We start from the raw sequence: 20,385 nt of genomic DNA, 5'->3' as shown, positions 1-20,385 counted from the left end.
TGCTCTTCCGATCTAAGAGGTGATTATCATGCCACTAATGGGTAGTTTATACGTAGGTTCATCAGGATTAAAGACAAGTCAGAATGCGCTGAACACCACAGCGCATAATCTTACTAACACGGAGACCACCGGCTATGTCAGACAGCAGGTGCAGCAGTCTACCAGAAGTTATCTGCAGCTCTCAGTAGACGTCAGGTCCGTCAACAACAAACAGGTGGGCCTGGGCGTCACATATTCCAGGGTAAAACATATAAGGGATTATTTCCTTGACAAAATATACCGCAGGGAATCCGGCCGCAGTATGTTCTATGAAGTGTCCACCGAAGTCATGGAAGAGGTGGAGGGACAGCTGGGCGAGATGCACGGCGAGGCGTTCCAGACCTCCATCGAGGACTTCTGGACGGCTGTGCAGGAGCTGGCCAAGGATCCCGCCAGTTCCGTGACCCAGGGACTCTTCGTCCAGAGGGGCGCGGAGCTGATTCAGCGCGCCCAGGCCGTCTACAAGGGCCTGTCCGCCTATCAGGACAACCTGAACATGCAGGTCAAGGAGCAGGTGGACAAAATCAATTCCTACGGAAAGAAGATACTGCAGCTCAACGAGGCTATCCGGAAGATCGAGTCCGGCGGCATAGAGCAGGCCAACGACCTGAGGGACACCAGGGACCAGCTGCTGGATGAGCTGTCCGAGATGGCGAACATCAACTACGGCGAGTCTGTCAACGGCGATGTCTGGGTGCAGATAGAGGGCGTGGACTTCGTGAAAGGCCCCAGATGCTTTGAGATGGGGATTTTCGCGGACGAGGAGACAGGCTTCTATACCCCCTTCTGGCCGCAGAACGCCTCCTATACCACAGATGCCAATGGCAATAAGATTTATACTAAAGAAAGCATCGCCAATGCCCATGTGTTCAAGTTCAACCGGGAGATTTCCACGGATCTGAATACGGACATCGGCGGCCTGAAGGCCACGCTGCTGGCCAGGGGCGACCACAGGGCGGACTACAGGGATGTAGCTGACAAGGATAAGTACAATGGGACGGATGGATCGGGGAATTTCGTCTCTCAGTCCGTCATTATGAACGTGCAGGCGGAGTTCGACCAGCTGATTCATAATATCGCGACGAAGATAAATGAGATTCTGGGCACGGCGGCCGGGGTTACTACAGGAAATGTGACTTATACGGATGAGAACGGCCAGTCTGTGACCCTGAAAAATGCACAGTATTGCATGGCGGATTCCGATGGATATATGCGCAAAGATGACGGAAGCCCCATTCAGATGTTCACAACACGTTCCGGCAATGGTTATAAGAAGATGACGGTGACAGGGCTGACTGACGCGGCAGGCAATCCTGTGTTGGATGAGAATGGCAATCCCGTTACGGGAGATGTCTGGGTATACGTCCCCGAAGACCCCAACAACCCCAGTTCCCTCTACAACATCGAAAACCTCCAGATAGACCAGGAACTGATGCAGAAGCCCTCCATGCTGGGATTCAGGCTGCCGGACGGCTCCGAGGATCAGGCCACGGCCGATGCCCTAAAGGCGGCTTTCACGGCAGAGGACTACACGCTGAACCCCAATTTATCGAAGCGCTCCACCTTCGTCAGCTACTATACGGATCTGGTGTCCCAGATAGCGAATACCGGCTACGTGAGCAGGAGCATATACCTGAACCAGCAGGATACCATGGAGTCCATCGAAAGCGCAAGGCAACAGGTGTCGGGCGTCTCCTCCGATGAGGAGCTGTCCAACATGATCAAGTTCCAGAACGCCTACAATGCTTCCAGCCGTTACATAAACGTCATCGACGGGATGCTGGAGCACCTGTTGAGCACGCTGGGCGTTTAAGCGTTTTTGACACAGATTGAAATGCTCTCCAAAAAGGAGGTAGAGATAAATGCCATCACAATTTTTCGGATTGAATATAGCATATACCGGACTGCTGGCCAGCAACGCTGCGCTGAACACCACGTCCAACAACATCGCCAACGTACAGACCGAAGGCTACAGCCGCCAGCAGGTGACCACACAGGCCGCCAATGCCCTGCGGGTGTTCCAGACCTACGGCTGCGCCGGCGCCGGGGTGGAGACCCTGGCCATCGAGCGCGTCCGCAACGAATTCTATGATTTCAGATTCTGGAACAACAATGAGAAGGTAGGCGAGTACGAGCAGAAGATATATTACATGCAGCAGATTGAGGACTACTTCGATGACAACGGACAGAACGCGGGCTTCAAGACGGTCTTCGACCAGCTGATGATTACGGGCCTGCAGGAGCTCATGAAGAACCCCAACAATACGTCCTTCAAGGATCAGTTCGTGGGCTATGCGGATGCCCTCACCGAATACTTCAACAGCGTGGCGGGCAACCTGGAGAAGCTGCAGAAGGACGTGAACGAGGAAATCAAGGTCAAGGTGGACGAAATCAACACCATTGCCAGTGAAATCGCCACCCTGAACAAACAGATCAACACCATCGAGCTCAAGGGCGTGAACGCAAATGAGCTCCGGGACAGGCGAACCCTCCTGGTAGACCAGCTCTCCCAGATTGTGGACGTGGAGGTAAAGGAGACGAAGATTGCCGACCTCAACAATCCCGACAGGAACACCGGCGGCAGCAGGTTCATCGTGAAGATTGCCGGCGGCCAGGTGCTGGTGGACAATTTCGAATACAACGGCCTGAAATGCGTGTCCCGGACTGACGATGAGAAGGTGAACCAGACGGATGTGGACGGCCTCTATGATGTGGTGTGGGACGATGGGAACAATTCCAAGTTCAACCTCTACGGCGGTGCCATGGGCGGCGCGCTGAAGGGCCTGGTGGATTTGCGGGACGGGAACAACGGCGAGAGCTTTTCGGGGCAGATTACCGAGGTGGTCAATAAGGGCGCGGATGACCCTGACTTCAATACAGTCACTGTGAAAGTAGATAAACATTACCTGAAGGATTTGAATAAGTGTAACCTTTCGGACAGCGGCGGCATCATCAAGCTGGGGAACAAGGAGTATTACTATGATTCCTGGACATACAGCGTCAGCTACAATGCTGCGGGGGAGGCGGAATACTCCTTCACGTTCCAGATGTCGAAGCAGAAGGCAGAAGACGGAACGATGAAGAATGTAGCTGTCAATGCGGGGGAAGGCTCCACGGCCTCCGTGGGCAAGAGCGTCACCTACCAGGGCATTCCCTACTACATGGCCCAGATGAACGAATGGATCAGGACCTTCTCCCAGAAGTTCAATGATATCCTGACCAGCGGCTATGCGGGGGATCAGAAGGGCGTTGCACTGTTCACCGCCAATATGATGACGGAAAACAAGCAGTATTTCTTCGGGAACCATAGCGATGAGACGGAGGCCGAGTACATTGCGAGAGTGGAGAAGGCATTGGAAGCACAGAACTTGAAGCCGCCGTATACTGCGGCTGACAAGGATAAAGTGTTGGCAGTATGCGAGGCGGCGTTGCATGATTATAGATATGACACGGAATCCAAGGAAGCCTATGATAACAGGGTCAAGAAATTAGAAGCTTTTGCCAAGAAGTATACAGCCCTGAACATATCGCAGACAGACATAGCGGATGCCGCCACATTAAAGGTAACCGTAGGCAAGGACACAGCCAACAGCCAGAGCTATTACCTGATGACCGCCAAATACTTCGATGTCTCCACCACCGTAGAGAATGACCCCAGCCTTCTGGCCACCAAGAAAAAGGAAGGGGACGGCGAGGAGCAGAACGACCTGCTGGAGGACATCAAGAAGCTGGCCACCGACAAGGGCAGCATGAGTTTCCGCGGCTGCTCCGCATCGGAATTCCTGCAGTGCATCCTCTCCGATGTGGCGCTGAACGCCAGCAGGGCCGAGACTTTCTACAGCAGTTACGCGGACATCGCCATCAATATCGACACCCAGCGGATATCCATCTCCGGCGTGGACGAGGATGAGGAGGCGGTGAACCTGGTGAAGTACCAGAATGGCTACAACCTGGCGTCCAAGATGATACAGACCCTGACTGAAGTGTATGACAGACTGATTCTGCAGACAGGAGTATAAGTGTGCACGGAATGAAGAGTGCGGGCGCCCTTCCGGATTTGAGATAATCTTTGGATCGGCAAAAAGAGGAGATTTCTATGAGAATAACAAATAAAATCATGCAGCGCAACAACCTGTCGAACATCAATACGAACAAGATGTACAAGGACATCCTGAGCACCCAGATGGCAACCCAGAAGAAGATCAACCGTCCCTCCGACGATCCCGTAGTGGCCATCCGCTCCCTGCGGCTGCGCAGCAATGTGACGGAGATCACCCAGTACTACAGCAAGAACATCCCCGATGCCGAGAGCTGGCTGAAGGTCACCGAGGACGCCCTGTCCAAGCTGTCCGATGTCATCTCCAACATGGCCGCCCAGTGCACCAGGGGAACCAACAAGCCCTTCACCACCACGGACAGGGGGACTGTCCTGGAGCAGCTCAAGCTCCTGGCCGATGAGGTCTACGCCACGGGAGACGCGGACTTTGCGGGACGCTATGTGTTCACCGGGCATCGGACGGACACGCCCCTGAGCTTCCAGTCGGAGCAGGAGAGGGATTATAAGATTACGGAGCAGCTGGATAAAAGTGCATTGGATGCCTTTACCAGTGTGAATATAGGGAAGGTATTGGAAATCAATTCCGCTAACTATAATGATCCTGCTTATAACACGGTTTCGGAAGACGATATTACGTCCGTGGATATACATCGCATCAGACTGGCCTATAATGACTGTGCGAATCCTGATGCGCAGCCTCCTGATAAAGTAGGCATGGTTCCTACGATTTCCTTCGTGGACAGTGCCAATCCCGATGGAAGCATTAATACTTCAGCCTGGGCCGGTGCGGCAGGGAGCGGCGCTACGCATACGATTACGACGATGCATCCCAAGGATGACCCATATACGGCAGTCGCCAATGACCCGGATGCTATCGTATATGTTCCTGAGACAGGGGAATTATTGTTTGGCGAAAACAGGTACAAGGACTTAATGGCCACAAAGGACAGCGATGCGACCTCCAACGTAAACGAGGGTGAAATCCGCATCACATACGAGAAGAGCCACTGGCAGAAAGGCGACCTGCGCCCCGAGCACTATTTCGCCTGCGAGGCCGACAAGGTGGATGACGCTGGAGCTGTAGTGAAGGACGATCAGGGCAACACCATCAGGATCAACTACAACGATACCTACCTGACCACGGACAAAGAGCGTCAGGTCATTGAATATGACGTAGGATACAACCAGACTATCCGCATCAACTCCAGAGCGGACGAGTGCTTCAACCACGGCATCGGCAGAGAGGTGGACGATGTCATCAATGCCATGCAGACTGTCCTCGAGCTGGAGGGGGCCCAGGCAGACATCAAGGCCATCAAGGATAAGCTGGACGATGGAGACCCGAAGCATGAAGTCCTGCAGAAGCAGCTGGACGCAGTGGAGAAGGCCCTGACCTATGCCAAGGAAAAGGAGCAGAAGATGTTCGAGGGCGGCATCTCCGCCTTCCAGAAATACCTGGACGAGGCCAACGTATGCGTCACCGCCTGCGGTTCCAGGGGCAGCAAGCTGGATCTGATCAAGAACAGATCCCAGAACCAGAAGACCACCTATGAGACCTTAAAGAGCGAGAACGAGGACATCGACATCACCGAGGTGGCCATACAGCTCACCAGCGCGGAGCTGACCTACGACGCGGCCCTGATGGCGGCGGGCAAGGTCATGAAGACCACGCTCCTGGATTTCATTTGATCAAAAGAGGGGAAGCGGCTTCATATACTGCATAACGCTGAATGCTGCCTAATGTAATCATGCGATTGAACCAGTCAGCGTTATGCAGTCTGGTTTCACGGCAAGTGAAAGCGTTAAGCAGTATAAATATCAGAATTGGCGAACGGACGCAGATAGGAGCAGATTACCATGAAGATTGAGACGAAGATTTTCGGCGAGATAGAGATTTCGGAAGAAAAAATCGTGACCTTCCAGGACGGCATCATCGGCTTCCCGGAGATGAAGCGCTTCGCCCTCCTCCATGACGAGGAGCGGGGCGCGGGGGCGGGCATCCGCTTCCTCCAGTCCCTGGACGAGCCGGGCTTTGCCATGCCCGTGATGGATCCCCTTGTGGTAAAGCCGGACTACGACCCGGAGGTGGACGACGAGCTGCTGGCCAGCGCCGGCGACATCACGGCGGAAAACCTGCTGGTGCTTGTTACAGTGTCCATTCCCGGCGATTTGAAGAAGATGAGCGTGAACCTCCAGGGCCCCATCATCATCAACATCGATGAGCACAAGGCCTGCCAGCTCATCGTGGAGAACAGCAGCTACCCCGTGAAATTCCCTGTCTACGATATCCTGCAGGCAGCAAAAGGAAAGGCGGGTGTATAGGATGCTGGCATTATCGAGGAAGAAGAACGAGGCGATCATCATCAGCAACAATGTGGAGATTACCATCCTGGAGGTGAAGGGCGACCAGGTGAAGGTAGGGATTACCGCGCCCAGGGACGTGCCCATCTACCGCAAGGAAGTGTACACGCAGATTCAGGAGGCCAACAAGGAGGCCGTGAACGCGGATGGCATGGAGGCCCTGCGGAATCTGGGGATGATGTAACGAACTGTAACCGGAATGAGACCAATTTTTGGGGCATTCCGGTTAACTTTTTGTAGAAAACTTCCGATAAAACAATTAGACGCAAAGGAATATCAACGAGCAGGATGCTCTTGATGTGCGCATGTAAACATACAAGGAGGTGTGGGAAGTGGCAGTAGAACCTATTTCAAGCGTAATGACATTCCAGGCACAGGGAAGTGTAGTGCAGAAGCCACAGGCTCCCGCGGAGGCGGAGAAGCCGGAGAACAGCAGCGCCAGCGGCACGGCGGCTGTGGAGTACGTGGACAGGACCACCAGCGTGGTGGAGAGCGCCAGGGAGAAAGGCCAGTCCAACAACGGTGAGCAGAGCCAGGATCAGCAGGCCTATCACGAGAAGATTCGCAAGGCCGTGGAGACCCTGAACAAGAAGATGCCCAATTCCGAGGCAGTGTTCGGCATCCATGAGGACACCAACCGTGTCACCATCAAAATCGTGGACAAGAGCACGAAGGAGGTCATCAAAGAACTTCCTCCCGAGAAGACCCTGGACATGATTGCGAGGGTATGGGAGATGGCAGGCATCCTCATTGACGAGAGGATGTAATCCAGGAGGGAATGCCATCCCGCAGGGGCAGCGAGCTGAGAGATTCCGGATATCATCGGAGCTGTCCTCTTGCATGGAAGCGGACTTCGCGGGCAGCACTGCACAGGTTTTAGGACGGAAGTCAGCGGGACACAATGGGGACAGCCAGTTCCGAATGAGAGATTGAACATAGAAAGGATGGAAGGAATATGCCCATGAGATTAAGCGGCCTGATGTCCGGCATGGATACGGAATCGATTATCCAGCAGCTGGTGTCGGCCAAGAAGACCAAGGTAACAAAAGCCGTAAAGGCGCAGAAGACATTGAAGTATAAGCAGGACGCGTGGAAGGATTTGAACAAGCAGATTGTCAATCTGTACAACAAGTCCCTGACTCAGATGCGTTTCCAGAGTTCTTATATGAAGAAGGTCACGAAGGTGTCCAACAGCAGTATTGTGTCCGTCATTACGGGCGAGAATGCCATGAACAGTGTGCAGAGCCTGGAAGTGAATCAGCTGGCGAGGTCAGGATACCTGACAGGGGGACAGATTGGGGCTAATTTTGATTCGGAGGGCAACGGACTGGATGCGAACGGTCAACCTGTCACGAGTAAAACAAAGCTCAGCGATTTGGGCTATGCTATGGGGGAAGGCAGCCTGAGGCTGAAGACTGTTGATGGAGTGGCGGAGATTACTCTGGATGAGAATTCTACCATAGGCAACTTTGTCACTGCTCTGAAAGAGGCGGGGCTGAATGCTAATTTTGACGAGGCCAATGGGAGAATCCATATCACGTCCAAGGGCTCGGGCACGAAGAATGATTTCTCCATCATTGCCAACGATGGGGCTGGCTGGAGAGCCATGGCGATGCTGGGACTGGATTATAAGGACGACAGCGCCCTTGATAATTATGCAAGTATATTCAATGACGATACTGTGCGGAATCTTTTGGATCAGAAATCGCTGATTGGCAAAATCAAAGATACCCTTCAAAAGAATGCAAGCTTTAAGAGTGCGTGGGACACAGCAATCTCTGGAAGTGGTATTGATGTGACGGCTTCCAATTTTGAATATAATAAGCTGGCTGAGGACAAAAAAAAGAAATTCGATGAAGCTTTGAGTACAGCGATTGCTGCGGCAGGCGATACCCTTTCAGGCGGTAATGCCCTATGGGCGGATTGGAACACGAATAAGAACAAATTGTCTGGCGTGACAACAGGGCTGAATGAGGCTGTTGATGCTAAGATTGCCGCTGAACAGAATAATTATCTGGGCAAACTTAAGACAGAGAGGGATACGCTGTTAGCCAATAAGGCAAACTTAGAAACTGACCAAAACGACTATCTTACTAAAATAAAAACGGTACTGAATGATTCGGATGTCAAGACAGCATGGGAAGATGCGCTGAAAGATGCGCTGGGAGCAACGAGTCTGCCTTTCGATGTGACGGCTTCGGATTTTAATGCTGCCAAATATAATGCTTTGGATCAGGATCAAAAGCAGGCTTTTGAGACCGCTATGCAGCAGGCGTTTAACAAAGCATATGAGAAGGCTCTAAATGACCCCGCTCTTTCAGAGGACGATAGAAACGCAAAGAAAGAAGAGCTGGAAAATCTGAATTCAGACTGGAATACCACTGTGTCTGACTGGAACAGCACGGAAGCTTCCCTGAAGTCTGTAGAAAGCAATCTGGTGATTGACGCCAGTGGCAGTGTGACAGGCCTGTCGGATGCAAGTAAAGATTCCATTGAAAACACTATCAGGACTGCAGTGGACATGTATGAGACGCTGAGTAATTCCAGCGCTGTCTACAGTGGTCATAAGGATAACGCAACGGATGCCAAGGTTACGCTGAACGGCGTGGAGTATAAGGCGGATAAGAACACATTGGAGATAAACGGCCTGACCCTGACCGTCAGCGCGACCACGGCTCCCGGCGAGAGCGTCACCATCACCACCGAAGATGACACCAACGGCATCTACGACATGGTGAAGAACTTCTTCAAGGAGTACAATGCCGTCATCAACCAGATGGATAAGCTCTACAACGCGGAAGCCGCCAAGGGCTATGAGCCCCTCACCGACGAGGAGAAGGAGGCCATGTCCGATTCCCAGATTGAGGAATGGGAGAACAAGATTAAGGACTCCATCCTCCGCAAGGACAGCACCCTGAGCTTCTTCGCCAGCGAAATGAAGCGTATCATGATGGAAGGCGTGGAGATGGAGGACGGCAAGAAGATGTACCTCTCCAACTTCGGCATCGGCACCCTGAACTACTATGTCGCCAAGGACAACGAGAGATACGCCTACCATATAGACGGCGACCCGGATGATGAGAATACCGCCAATAATCCTGACAAGCTGAAGTCCATGATTGCCAATGACCCTGACACAGTGGTATCCTTCTTCACCAAGCTTTCCCAGAAGATGTCAGACAAGATGTTCGAGATGATGAGGAGCGAAGAGGGCGTCAGCTCTGCCATGACTGCATACGAAGACAAGAAGATGCAGAAAGAGTACGACGACTATACCGCGAAAATCAAAGAATTGGAAAAGAAGCTTGCAGATTACGAAGATAAGTGGTATGCTAAATTTGCGGCAATGGAAACAGCCCTGGCCAAGATGCAGAACAATGCCAGCGCTGTGACGTCCCTGCTGGGCGGCTGATGATAGGAATGTCTTTAATCATGAAGCGCACAGCCCGGTGGAATCTGATTCCGCCGGGCTGTGGCTGGCAATTTCAGACAATTGGCGGCACCCGGTAAGGATAGCGGAAATGATGAAAGGCGAGGTGCAATATGGCATTACCCAATGCGTATGGACAGTACAACAACAGTAAGATTTTGACCGCTTCTCCGGCAGAACTGACGCTGATGCTTTATGAAGGTGCGATTAAATTCTGCAATATAGCGATTGCGGCCATAGAGGAGAAGGATGTCGAAAAGACACACACGAACATAAGGAAGGTAGAGCGCATCATCGACTATCTCCGCCAGACATTGGATATGAAATATCCGGTTGCGGAGCATTTTGAGAGGATATACACTTATCTGAGCCAGAGATTGATTGAGGCCAACATAAAGAAGGAGAAGGAAATCCTGGAGGAGATAAACGGACATCTGCGCATGCTTCGGGACACATGGAAAGAAGTCATGAAGAAAGGCAGGGAGTAGAGGGGATGACAGAAAATTATCTGACCCTTTTGGAGGAAAGCCTGAAGAAGAAGCTGCAGGTCATGGCTGAAATCCAGCAGTATAATCTGCGCCAGCAGGAGCTATTCCAGTCCAACAGCGCGGACATAGATAAGTTTGATGACTATGTCGAGGAAAAGGGCGCCCTGATTGACAGGCTTAGTGCCCTGGACAGCGGCTTTGAGAAGCTCTATGCCAAGGTGGCGGAGCAGCTGCAGGGAAACCGGGAGCAGTATGCGGTCCAAATCAAGCGGCTGCAGGGTCTGGTCGCGGAGGTCACGGACACCAGTGTACAGATTCAGGCCCAGGAAGCCCGCAACAAGAAGCTCATCGAGGACTATTTCCGCAAGGAGCGGGACGGGATACGGAACGGGCGGAAATCATCCAAAGCAGCTATCAACTATTACAGGAATATGAGCAAATCGGCCGTTATGCCCCCTCAGTTCCTGGACAGCAAGAAATAACAGCGGCATGAAGCAGAGGGCTATTGCGAGGAAGAAGCGATAGCCACTTTGATTTTTAGAAAAATTTCACTATGGCCTAAATTATCCGGAACAGATATCCGATATACATATCAAGTGAATTGGCTAAATGATGGGAGGGCTGTCATTTTTATGTGCTTTGCTTAGTTGGCATCCGGCAGTCGTTCAGCTGATTTGATAAAAAGCAAGAGGCGAGCCGCTTCTGGAGCGGCAGTTATTCAAGGAGGAATAGGACTATGGGAATGATAGTAAAACACAACCTTACGGCAATGAATTCCAACAGGATGTTGGGGCTGACCACTGCCTCTCAGGCGAAAGCCACGGAGAAGCTGTCTTCCGGTTACAAGATTAACCGTGCGGCTGACGATGCGGCAGGCCTTGCCATCAGCGAGAAGATGAGGAAGCAGATCAGGGGCCTTACCCAGGCTTCTTTGAATGCACAGGATGGCATCAGTGCAGTACAGACTGCAGACGGTGCGCTGAACGAAGTGCATGATATGGTTCAGAGACTGACCGAGCTGGCTGTAAAGGCTGCCAACGGCACTCTGTCCGAGAGCGACAGGGATGCGGTACAGAATGAGGTTGACCAGCTGGTTGCGGAAATCGACCGCGTATCTACTACTACGAAATTCAATGAGACATATCTGCTGAGGGGCGCTAACGGCAGCGTATCGGGCAGCTTGTCATATTCGAAGGTGGCTGCCAGCCTGACAAGTAATAGCATAAACTTTACACAGACTAGTACAAACCATATACCCCCCGATCCCCAGACCGGAACTGCAAGACTGGTATTTGATACGCCTATTCCGGGAACGACGTTAGCAAAAACTAAGTATAGTGGTATTAAGTTGACTGGTTCGACTGCCACGAATACACAGATTAGCGGCAAACAGATTACCGTAGGAAGCACCACATATGTTCTGATTGAAAGTACATCCGCAGTGAATTCCAAGGCAGATAAGGCCAGCGCCAGTGCTGTGGTAAAAGCGATTAACGATGCAAAGGATCCAGATGGTAAAGGCACTTCAATAAAGGCATTCACCAGCATGGATTCCATGATAGCTGCTATCCGCCGTCAGTACAGTTCGGAGATTAAGTCCGTGACGTCATACTATGATGATGTGCTGGGGACGATTGCCCTGAAATGTGAATCCTTCGCAGACCTGAACGATGCCATAGACGTCAGCCTCCATGTAGGTACTGATTCTTCAAATGACAACAAGATTTACATGAACATATCTCAGCTCAGCGCCAGAGGCCTTGGACTCAACGGCCTGATGATGAATGGGGACGATGACGATGCCGCAACCCAGGCCATCGACATCATCGCGGATGCCCTCCAGAAGGTATCCAACCAGCGTGCATCCCTGGGTGCCATCCAGAACCGACTGGAGCACACCATCGCGAACCTGGATAACGTAGTGGAGAACACCACCAGTGCCGAGGCATCCATCCGTGACACGGATATGGCCACCCAGATGGTTGAGTACTCCAACAACCAGATTCTGGCCCAGGCCGGCCAGGCCATGTTGGCCCAGTCCAACCAGGCTACACAGGGTGTGCTGTCCTTGCTGCAGTAATCAGCATAAGTTTAGAATTACGGCAAAGAAGCCGCATTTGCGCCATTGGGTGCGGATGCGGCTTTTTCATGCAATATGCCTTTTATTGGCTTGTGGAGGGATTGGGGGCATGATATAATATCTTCATTCTGGACAAAAAATATCCAGACGGCAATCTGACCGTGTTCGCGTATGAATATAATTGCATTTTGCGGGGAATAAACAATGGGGACTACAAACGAGGATTTTTATGATGCCGCCATTAGGCACTGGATAGACGGGGAAATATTAGAGGAACAGGAAGAGTATGATAATGCAGTGTGTATGCAGGGGTTTGCTGCTGAATGTGCTTTAAAGGCAATACTGAAAGTTGGCTGCCCTGATGATATCGTTAGGAAATACAGTCATTATGGAAAGGAACTATTCCGCGATGTGGTTATGATGCTGTCCGGAGATATCCATTTGGCGGCAATGACGAATCCGGCTACAGGACTAAGATTGTCGCAGATAGTTCTTCCGGATATTTTGTTCCGAAATCATCCGGAGAGAAGATATTATATGGATGGAAAATATTCTAAAGAAGATGCTGAACAATGCCGCAATGCTACAGACAGTCTGATAAGGGAGATAACGAGTCTGCGCCTGGATGGGTATATGGAGGATGAGCATGGTCGTATTTAACAATACATTAGATATCGCACTGCAAATTGTCTGTACATGGGAAAAAAAGGATATCTTGACACAAGTTACCATAATCAGGGATGTCTATGGAAAAGTGTCCTTTCTTATGAATAATATGCAATCCGTATCCGCAGGAGAGGAAGCGGATTTTAAGCTGGCATTGGAACGGGATATGGGGGGATTTTTCAGTGGAAGGATATTCTGGAAAAAGCAATCAGGCGGATTGAAGCACTCGGCTGCAAGGGTGAAGCCGATAATAGAACTGATAGAGACAGAACGCAAATGGTGGAAAAAAGAGGGGGACATCGAATTTTACATTTCTGAGCGCCCTATCGCAAAAAAAGCCTGGATTGCTGACAGAAGCTCTCAGGAATCCGTGTGGCCATATGAAGAGGCAGTCTCTGAAAATGGTACTAAAGTTGTCACATTCTATTCTTTTAAGGGTGGCATGGGGAGGACGACAGCGCTGGCGGGAGTTGTCCTGTCGCTCGTAAAACAGGGGAAGAATGTTGTGATGGTGGATACGGATATTGAAGCGCCTGGGCTTGCAACACTCTTCTTTGAGGAGGAAGCAATTGAAAGGGGAGTTCTGGACTATTTGATTGAGCGCAATCTGGACAGTGCCGTAAGAATAGAAGACTATGTGCTGGATGTGGTCGATCCGGCATTGCTTTCCGAAGAAGACGGCCATCTGTTCCTGATGTCTGCGGGGAAGGTGGATCGCCATTACTTGCAGAAGCTGGCTCGTATTGATTACCAGGACAACAGGGAAAATTATTTGAGAGATTCTATGGCGACTCTATTGAAAGATATCAGGGAAAGCTACAGACCGGATTATATTTTGGTGGATGCCAGAGCCGGATTCCATGATTTGGGCGGCGTGACAGTGACGCAGCTGCCCCATGGTGTGGTGTTGTTCGGCAATGACAGCAGACAGTCGTGGGATGGTACTGTACAAGTGCTGCGTACCATAGCAGAAAGGCATACAGCAGATTTCCCTGTTATGATTGTGGATACGATGTGTCCCAAACGCATGGCACCCGAATTTGCTGCAGCAAGAGAGCGTTTTATCCAAAAGTCCCATGCCATTTGTGTAGAAAACTATTATGATGCGGATGTAGGGATACCAGGAATAGAGGCGGTAGGGGAGGCACATTATCCGGAAATGGTTCCATTCAATGACGAGCTTCTACAGGGAATCGAACTATATTCTGACGGTAGCCAGGAGGGGAACCGGAAGGTAGAGGCCTATAAAGAAAGTCTGACTGGTGAGACTTATAGTCGGATTGCCGATCGTATGGAAAGCTGGTTTGGAAGCTGAGACATGCAGCGCGTATGAGGTGCAGATATGGAGATTGAGGCAAAAAATGCGATTTTAAGAGGAATTTCGGAGTGCGCACCCGAAAACGGTGCAGGAGAGGATGAACCCCAAGAGACGATTCTGCAGAATTTCCTGCCGCTTAGAAGTTACGGCAAACTGGCGGATCCAAAAGTCTTCCTGATCACTGGCGGCAGAGGTTCTGGAAAATCGGAACTGTTTCGTGTGCTGACTTCTTGCAGCGGGCTTGAGCATGTCATAAGCGATAAAGACAGGAAGCGATATACCGGCTTGAAAAAGGGGGAATTCCTGGTGGGATATATTGCCACCGGTGCTGAATCGAAGGCATTTCCTTCCCAGGGCATCTGCGATGAACTTCTGAAAAAGGAGAAGCCGGAACGATTGGCTTCCTTTTGGGGAGGGCTTGTATGTGCTGTGCTGCTGCGCCGATTTGCAGACGATATGGATGTGAAAGAACTGGCGGATCGATATTTTGGCAGCAAATTGAGAGAGGAGCTACAGAACCATGGCAGTGAAGTGTCCAGATGGTGGAAAGAAATGGATACCCAAAGAGAAAAATGGGAAAGCTTTCTGGACAAAGCAGATGACTGCCTTGGGAAGAAAGGAAAATCCGTTTCTATTGTATATGATGAGCTGGATCGTATCTGCAGCAGCTATGGAGACCTGTTTTCTTATATCAGGAGTCTGCTGGACTTCTGGTTTCAGCACAATAACAGACTGGCCAATATCAAGACGAAGATTTTTCTGCGAAGCGATTTATATAAGGCAAAGGCGCTTCAGTTTGTAGATGCGTCGAAAATGAGGGCTTATCATCTGGAACTGAGCTGGGACACATTGTCGCTATACCGTTTATTGGTGAAGCGTATGGCAAATGCCGGAATAGAGCGATTGACGGTTTACTTGCAGGAAGTGCCGGGACTGCTTTCCGGAGAAAAGGACAGTGCCATAGGATATCTGCCTGGCAATTCGGAGGCAGCATATGAATGCCTGGTTGAAAAAATGATAGGAAAGTATATGGGCAAAGTACCAAAGCGAGGGGTAAGCTACGCCTGGGTGCCGAACCATATTCAGGACGCCAATGGACAGGTGGCGCCCAGACCCTTTTTGAAATGTTTCGTGCTTGCCGCCAAGGCGATGCTGGAACATGCGGATGATATCGCGGCGCTGGAGGCGGACAGGATTTTGGCGCCTTCCAGACTGCAGGGCGCACTGGGGGAGGTGTCCATAGACCGTGTTCGGGAACTGGTCAATGAAGAGTACAGATGGCTGCAGAATCTCATAAACCGCTTAAAGGGCAAGACAATGCTGATGGAGAGGGAGGAATTTCTGGAATACCTCTCTCCCGAACATTGGCAGGAAGAAAGGGACAGGCTGCCCGGGAAAAACAGCTTTGAGATTTTGCAGGCGTTGTTGGAACTGGGAATCGTGATGCAGTCCCCGGACGGAAGAATCAATGTGCCGGAGCTCTACCTATACGGTTTTGGGTTAAAGCGAAAGGGCGGCATTAAGCGGCCGAAATAACATAGTTGTGAGACAGCATAGAAAAGGAAAAAACATGGAACAGATGAACAAGCAAATCCTGCTGACAATTTCAATCCTGATCTCCAACCGCCCGGACACCGTTCGCAGATGTCTGGACTCCGTAAAGCCCCTTCTGGCGCAGCTGCCCGCGGAGCTGATCCTGACGGATACGGGGTGCGGGGACGAGGTGAGGGCCATCATCGAAGAATACACGGATCAGGTCATCGATTTTGAGTGGTGCGGGGACTTCTCCGCGGCGCGCAACGCAGGGCTGGAGCGGGCAAAAGGAAAATGGTTCCTGTACCTGGACGATGACGAATGGTTCGAGGACGTAGCCCCCATTGTCCGTTTCTTCAATTCCGGAGAATACCAGGCATATGGATTCGGGCTCTACGCCCAGCGCAACTATATGGACTTCCAGGGCGCGGAATATGCAGATCTGCTGGTCAGCCGTATGATTCGCCTGGAGCCGGACATCCGCTTCGTCTACAGGATCCACGAGAGTTTCAACAGGGCCCCGGGACTGCCGAAGAAGCTGGATGCCTATGTGCATCATTACGGCTATGTCTATGGGAATGAGGAGGAGCGCCGGGCCCATGCCCTGCGCAACATCACCCTGCTGAAGGAGGAAATGGGAGCGGAGCCGCGCAACATGCGGCATGCCATGCAGCTGGCCCAGGAGTACAACTCCATAGGCGACAGGGAGGCCTCCCTGAGGGTTTCCCTGGACAGCATCGCGAAGGCAGGGACAGGGGCGGTAGAGAATGGGCACTGCCTGGCTTCCCTGTATGCCAATGAGATCAACTGCTACATAGAGCTGGGGCGGTTCGAGGATGCCGTCAGGAGAGGGGAGCAGCACCTGAAGGACAGCTCTCTCGACAGGCTGGCCAAGGCGCTGATCTCCGGACGGCTCACCACGGCATATATGGAACAGGGGGCTTACGGCAAATGTCTGGAGCGTGCGGGAGGCTACCGGAATGCCTGGCGGGAATATCGGAAGAACGATGAGGAATTTTCGGAATTTGAGACACCCGTCACCAATACCTGTTTCCATGAGAGACGCCTTGCCATGATTTTAAACAATGCCGTGAGAGCTGCCATCCGTCTCGGCAAGGATGACCTGGCATGGCAGTGGTTCCGGGGAATCGGCTGGGAGGGCGCGATGCCTTACATAGACGTGGGGATGGTCAGGGATATCCTGGAGCGGATGCTTACGGCGGAGGAACCCGGGAGAGGATATTATAGAGAGATGTGCGGCATTCTATTGGACTGTGAGGATCGGCGGGAATTCGTCCTGCAGACCATGATGGACAATTGCGGCCAAGGGGGGACATTCGAGGACAGGATCCAGGCCGCCGCCGTATATGGGGACGTGGCTGGGGAGCACTGGTTCCTGAAGCTGGCCAGGCTGACTACAGCAGCGTTTTTCGGGGATGGAGAAGGCCGGAGGGCGGGGAAACCGGGAAGCTGTACCCCGGAGGAAGCAGAGAGAACCGCGGCAGAAATCTGGAATGTGATGGAAGAGAGCATGCCCATGATGAAAGCGCTGGATCTGCCGGAAACTGTGAGGCGCCTGGGGGGAGACAACGGGAGAGTGCTGGCTCATGTCCCGTTCCTGCGCTGGGAGAGAGGTGTGGAGTGGTATTTCAGCAGATACGCCTGGAGGGAGGCCGCCTGGTGGACGGAGCGGTTTGCCGATACGGTGGACTGGGACAGCCCGCGTATGCTGGTCTGGAGGGCAGGCTGCGGCATCAGCCGGGCAAGCGGAGAAGCCGCGGCGATGGACAGGGCTGGCGCAGACGGGATGGCGCCGGAGGAAAAAGCCAGTGCGGGCATACAGGAGAATGCGGATACAGGGAGCAGAACGGAAGGCGGCAGCGGGATTCCCACGGAAGTCCCGGGAACCATGGAGGGCATCATCGAGGGGCTCAGGGAATACGCCGCATGCCGGACAGCGCTCTGTGAAAGGATTTACCGGCCGGAAATCATTCAGGACATGCCGGAGATGCTCCCCGAAGAGTACCGCGGCGCATACGCCATAAACAGCCTGTTGGAAATGACGGAAAAGCAGCAGTATGCCCAGGCGGTGAACGTCATCCGGGAGATTCGGGAACTGCTGCCGGGGCTGGACGGTATCATGAAACAGTACCTGATATGGCTGGATGCCCGGATGGAACGGCAGCAGCAGGAGTCCAGACGGGCGGCCGGGGAATTCCAGGTTCTCGCAAGGCAGATAAAAGTCAAAATCCGCGCGCTCATAGAGGCTGGGGAATTCCAGACAGCCCTTGCCGTAACGGGGCAGATTCAGGCTCTGCTGCCGGGAGACGAGGAAATTTCAAAGCTTCAGGAGGAAATCCAAAGGAAGCTTCAGGACAATTAGGGAACCGTCAGGAAAATAGTCCTTTGAACGCTAAAGTAATTTCGGATTTTTCCGATATATGTATTAAGTATAGCTGAAACAGGAGTATGTCCGCATATTTCCTGTTTTCGGCTTATCCTATCGGAATCCGAATCAATGCGCACGATTGCAGGAGGATATCCGGTTTTGGTCGGGGAAGGCCGGGCGTGCGAACCGTGCCGAAGCCAGACCCCAACAGCCTCAAGGAAGAGGCATTTCATTCAAGGAGGAATATATTATGGTAGTACAACACAACTTAACGGCAATGAATTCCAACCGTATGCTGGGCCTTACCACTAAGACTCAGGCCAAGGCAACTGAGAAGCTGTCTTCCGGCTATCGCATCAACCGTGCGGCTGACGATGCTGCAGGTCTGGCTATCTCCGAGAAGATGAGGAAGCAGATTCGCGGCCTGACCCAGGCATCTTCCAATGCCCAGGACGGCATCAGTGCAGTGCAGACCGCAGAGGGTGCTCTGAACGAAGTGCACGACATGCTGCAGAGAATGAACGAGCTGGCAGTGAAGGCCGCTAACGGCACTATGTCCGAGAGCGACAGGAACGCTATCCAGAACGAAATCGACCAGCTGACCACAGAAATCGACCGTGTTTCTACGACCACCAAGTTCAATGAGACTTATCTGTTGAAGGGTGCGAATGGCAGCGTGGCGGGGAGCTTGACTTATTCGAAGGTGACGACTAGCTTGGCATCTTTAAGTCAGAAAGGCGGTGCTACTTTCGTGGGTGTTACTCAGCAGCAGATTGACCTTGATGCTCAGACAGGAACGGCAAAACTTACTTTTGATGCAGCATTTAAAGGAGAGTTTGCGGCAAAAACTAGTACGGGCGGAAATGGTAAGTTTAGCGGTATTAAGTTGGATGGTGTAGCGGCAACAAATACAAAGTTCAGCGGTAAGCAGATTACTGTGGGTAATACAACCTATGTATTGATTGAGAGCACATCTGCTAACGATGCATCTAAGGATAAGGCCAGTGCCAGTGCTGTGGTGAAGGCAATTAATGAAGCAAAGGATGTAGATGGTAATGGTAGCGAGGTAAAGGCTTTCACCAGCATGGATCAGCTGACATCCGCAATCCGTCGCCAGTATGGCTCTGAGCTGAAGTCCGTTACTTCTTATTACGATCAGACTTCGGGAACGATTGCCATTAAGGTAGAGGCTTTCGCCGATTTGAACGATGCCATCAACTTCAGCCTGCATGTAGGAGCCGACTCCTCCAGCGACAACAAGATCAGCGTGAACATCTCCATGATGAGTGCCAGAGGTCTTGGGGTCAACGGTCTGAACATCGGCGGCGACACTGTGGACAACGGAACGAAGGCTATCGACATCGTAGCAGACGCTCTGCAGAAGGTATCCGACCAGAGGGCTGCCCTGGGTGCCGTCCAGAACCGTCTGGAGCACACCATCGCCAACCTGGACAACGTAGTGGAGAATACCCAGTCCGCAGAGTCCGCAATCCGCGACACGGATATGGCTACCCAGATGGTTTCCTACTCCAACAACCAGATTCTGGCTCAGGCCGGTCAGGCAATGTTGGCGCAGTCCAACCAGGCGAACCAGGGCGTACTGTCCCTGCTTGGCTAATTCGTAGTGGTAGGTTAGATACAAAAGAAAAAGCAATGAAGATTCAAAAGCACGGTGCGGTTCTCGCTGCACCGTGCTTTTTTCAGAGTTGATTTCTTGCAGCCAGTTCTTTTTGTCCATGATTGCATTAAAATTGTAAAAGCCACTAAAATAATCGGGAATCCATCCGATATACTTATCAGTGGAGCGAAAGCAGAAAGATTCAGATTTCAGAATTTTTGTGTCGGAATGACAGACTGTTTTCCGCTTATCCCCGGAAGATTGAAGCAATTCGCACGATTGCGGAAAGATTCCGATATCGGTTTGAGAGAAGCCGGACGTGCGAACCGGACGAAGCCAGACCCCAATAGCCTCAAGGAAGAGGCATTTCATTCAAGGAGGAATATACTATGGTAGTACAACACAA

General features: G+C 51.9%; 15 protein-coding genes. All 15 read left to right on the top strand.

The features are described from left to right. Positions 1-28: 28 nt before the first annotated feature. Positions 29-1,852: a flagellar hook-associated protein FlgK gene (gene flgK, locus Q2B33_RS16235; RefSeq protein ID WP_300772476.1), complete on the top strand. Its 1,824-nt coding sequence runs from the start codon at positions 29-31 to the stop codon at positions 1,850-1,852. A 49-nt stretch (positions 1,853-1,901) separates the two neighbouring features. After that, on the top strand, positions 1,902-4,058 hold the full coding sequence (flgK, locus tag Q2B33_RS16230) for a flagellar hook-associated protein FlgK (protein ID WP_300782733.1): 2,157 nt from the start codon (positions 1,902-1,904) through the stop codon (positions 4,056-4,058). 77 nt (positions 4,059-4,135) lie between these two features. Beyond that, positions 4,136-5,785 carry a hypothetical protein gene (locus Q2B33_RS16225; protein ID WP_300782730.1) on the top strand — a complete coding sequence of 550 codons (1,650 nt, stop codon included), beginning with the start codon at positions 4,136-4,138 and terminating at the stop codon, positions 5,783-5,785. A gap of 168 nt (positions 5,786-5,953) precedes the next feature. Beyond that, the gene (gene fliW, locus Q2B33_RS16220) at positions 5,954-6,418 is read left to right on the top strand and encodes a flagellar assembly protein FliW (RefSeq protein ID WP_300782728.1); all 465 of its coding nucleotides are present in this window, start codon (positions 5,954-5,956) and stop codon (positions 6,416-6,418) included. Position 6,419: 1 nt separating this feature from the next. Continuing rightward, on the top strand, positions 6,420-6,641 hold the full coding sequence (gene csrA / locus Q2B33_RS16215) for a carbon storage regulator CsrA (RefSeq protein ID WP_300782726.1): 222 nt from the start codon (positions 6,420-6,422) through the stop codon (positions 6,639-6,641). 148 nt (positions 6,642-6,789) lie between these two features. Next, positions 6,790-7,224 (top strand): flagellar protein FlaG, encoded by a 435-nt coding sequence (locus tag Q2B33_RS16210; protein ID WP_300782723.1) that lies wholly within the window; start codon positions 6,790-6,792, stop codon positions 7,222-7,224. Between the two features lie 188 nt (positions 7,225-7,412). Beyond that, positions 7,413-9,869: a flagellar filament capping protein FliD gene (gene fliD / locus Q2B33_RS16205; protein WP_300782721.1), complete on the top strand. Its 2,457-nt coding sequence runs from the start codon at positions 7,413-7,415 to the stop codon at positions 9,867-9,869. A 131-nt stretch (positions 9,870-10,000) separates the two neighbouring features. Continuing rightward, the gene (fliS, locus tag Q2B33_RS16200; protein ID WP_300782718.1) at positions 10,001-10,375 is read left to right on the top strand and encodes a flagellar export chaperone FliS; all 375 of its coding nucleotides are present in this window, start codon (positions 10,001-10,003) and stop codon (positions 10,373-10,375) included. 5 nt (positions 10,376-10,380) lie between these two features. Continuing rightward, positions 10,381-10,857: a flagellar export chaperone FlgN gene (gene flgN, locus Q2B33_RS16195; protein ID WP_300782715.1), complete on the top strand. Its 477-nt coding sequence runs from the start codon at positions 10,381-10,383 to the stop codon at positions 10,855-10,857. Between the two features lie 254 nt (positions 10,858-11,111). Continuing rightward, positions 11,112-12,455 (top strand): flagellin, encoded by a 1,344-nt coding sequence (locus tag Q2B33_RS16190; protein WP_330687828.1) that lies wholly within the window; start codon positions 11,112-11,114, stop codon positions 12,453-12,455. 204 nt (positions 12,456-12,659) lie between these two features. Continuing rightward, positions 12,660-13,115 (top strand): hypothetical protein, encoded by a 456-nt coding sequence (locus tag Q2B33_RS16185; protein WP_300782712.1) that lies wholly within the window; start codon positions 12,660-12,662, stop codon positions 13,113-13,115. Continuing rightward, positions 13,102-14,436 (top strand): KGGVGR-motif variant AAA ATPase, encoded by a 1,335-nt coding sequence (locus tag Q2B33_RS16180; RefSeq protein ID WP_300782709.1) that lies wholly within the window; start codon positions 13,102-13,104, stop codon positions 14,434-14,436. The genes Q2B33_RS16185 and Q2B33_RS16180 overlap by 14 nt, the downstream gene beginning before the upstream one ends. 288 nt (positions 14,437-14,724) lie before the next feature. Continuing rightward, positions 14,725-15,975 (top strand): P-loop ATPase, Sll1717 family, encoded by a 1,251-nt coding sequence (locus Q2B33_RS16175; RefSeq protein ID WP_300812669.1) that lies wholly within the window; start codon positions 14,725-14,727, stop codon positions 15,973-15,975. A 34-nt stretch (positions 15,976-16,009) separates the two neighbouring features. After that, positions 16,010-18,355, top strand: coding sequence for a glycosyltransferase (locus Q2B33_RS16170; RefSeq protein ID WP_300791556.1), 2,346 nt, complete (start codon positions 16,010-16,012; stop codon positions 18,353-18,355). 256 nt (positions 18,356-18,611) lie between these two features. Then, the gene (locus Q2B33_RS16165; protein WP_300791553.1) at positions 18,612-19,979 is read left to right on the top strand and encodes a flagellin; all 1,368 of its coding nucleotides are present in this window, start codon (positions 18,612-18,614) and stop codon (positions 19,977-19,979) included. Positions 19,980-20,385 lie beyond the last annotated feature (406 nt).

This window comes from uncultured Acetatifactor sp. (assembly GCF_948601915.1).
In the GTDB taxonomy this organism is placed as follows: domain Bacteria; phylum Bacillota; class Clostridia; order Lachnospirales; family Lachnospiraceae; genus Acetatifactor.
The sequence above is the reverse complement of the archived record's forward strand: the minus strand, read 5'-3'. Positions and strand labels throughout refer to the sequence as shown.

Coding starts and splice junctions, on each gene's coding strand:
- Q2B33_RS16190 (WP_330687828.1), top strand. CDS start 11,112: ATGGGAATGATAGTAAAACACAACCTTACGGCAATGAATTCCAACAGG.
- flgN (WP_300782715.1), top strand. CDS start 10,381: ATGACAGAAAATTATCTGACCCTTTTGGAGGAAAGCCTGAAGAAGAAG.
- fliS (WP_300782718.1), top strand. CDS start 10,001: ATGGCATTACCCAATGCGTATGGACAGTACAACAACAGTAAGATTTTG.
- csrA (WP_300782726.1), top strand. CDS start 6,420: ATGCTGGCATTATCGAGGAAGAAGAACGAGGCGATCATCATCAGCAAC.
- Q2B33_RS16225 (WP_300782730.1), top strand. CDS start 4,136: ATGAGAATAACAAATAAAATCATGCAGCGCAACAACCTGTCGAACATC.
- fliD (WP_300782721.1), top strand. CDS start 7,413: ATGCCCATGAGATTAAGCGGCCTGATGTCCGGCATGGATACGGAATCG.
- flgK (WP_300782733.1), top strand. CDS start 1,902: ATGCCATCACAATTTTTCGGATTGAATATAGCATATACCGGACTGCTG.
- Q2B33_RS16185 (WP_300782712.1), top strand. CDS start 12,660: ATGGGGACTACAAACGAGGATTTTTATGATGCCGCCATTAGGCACTGG.
- fliW (WP_300782728.1), top strand. CDS start 5,954: ATGAAGATTGAGACGAAGATTTTCGGCGAGATAGAGATTTCGGAAGAA.
- Q2B33_RS16165 (WP_300791553.1), top strand. CDS start 18,612: ATGGTAGTACAACACAACTTAACGGCAATGAATTCCAACCGTATGCTG.
- Q2B33_RS16170 (WP_300791556.1), top strand. CDS start 16,010: ATGGAACAGATGAACAAGCAAATCCTGCTGACAATTTCAATCCTGATC.
- flgK (WP_300772476.1), top strand. CDS start 29: ATGCCACTAATGGGTAGTTTATACGTAGGTTCATCAGGATTAAAGACA.
- Q2B33_RS16180 (WP_300782709.1), top strand. CDS start 13,102: ATGGTCGTATTTAACAATACATTAGATATCGCACTGCAAATTGTCTGT.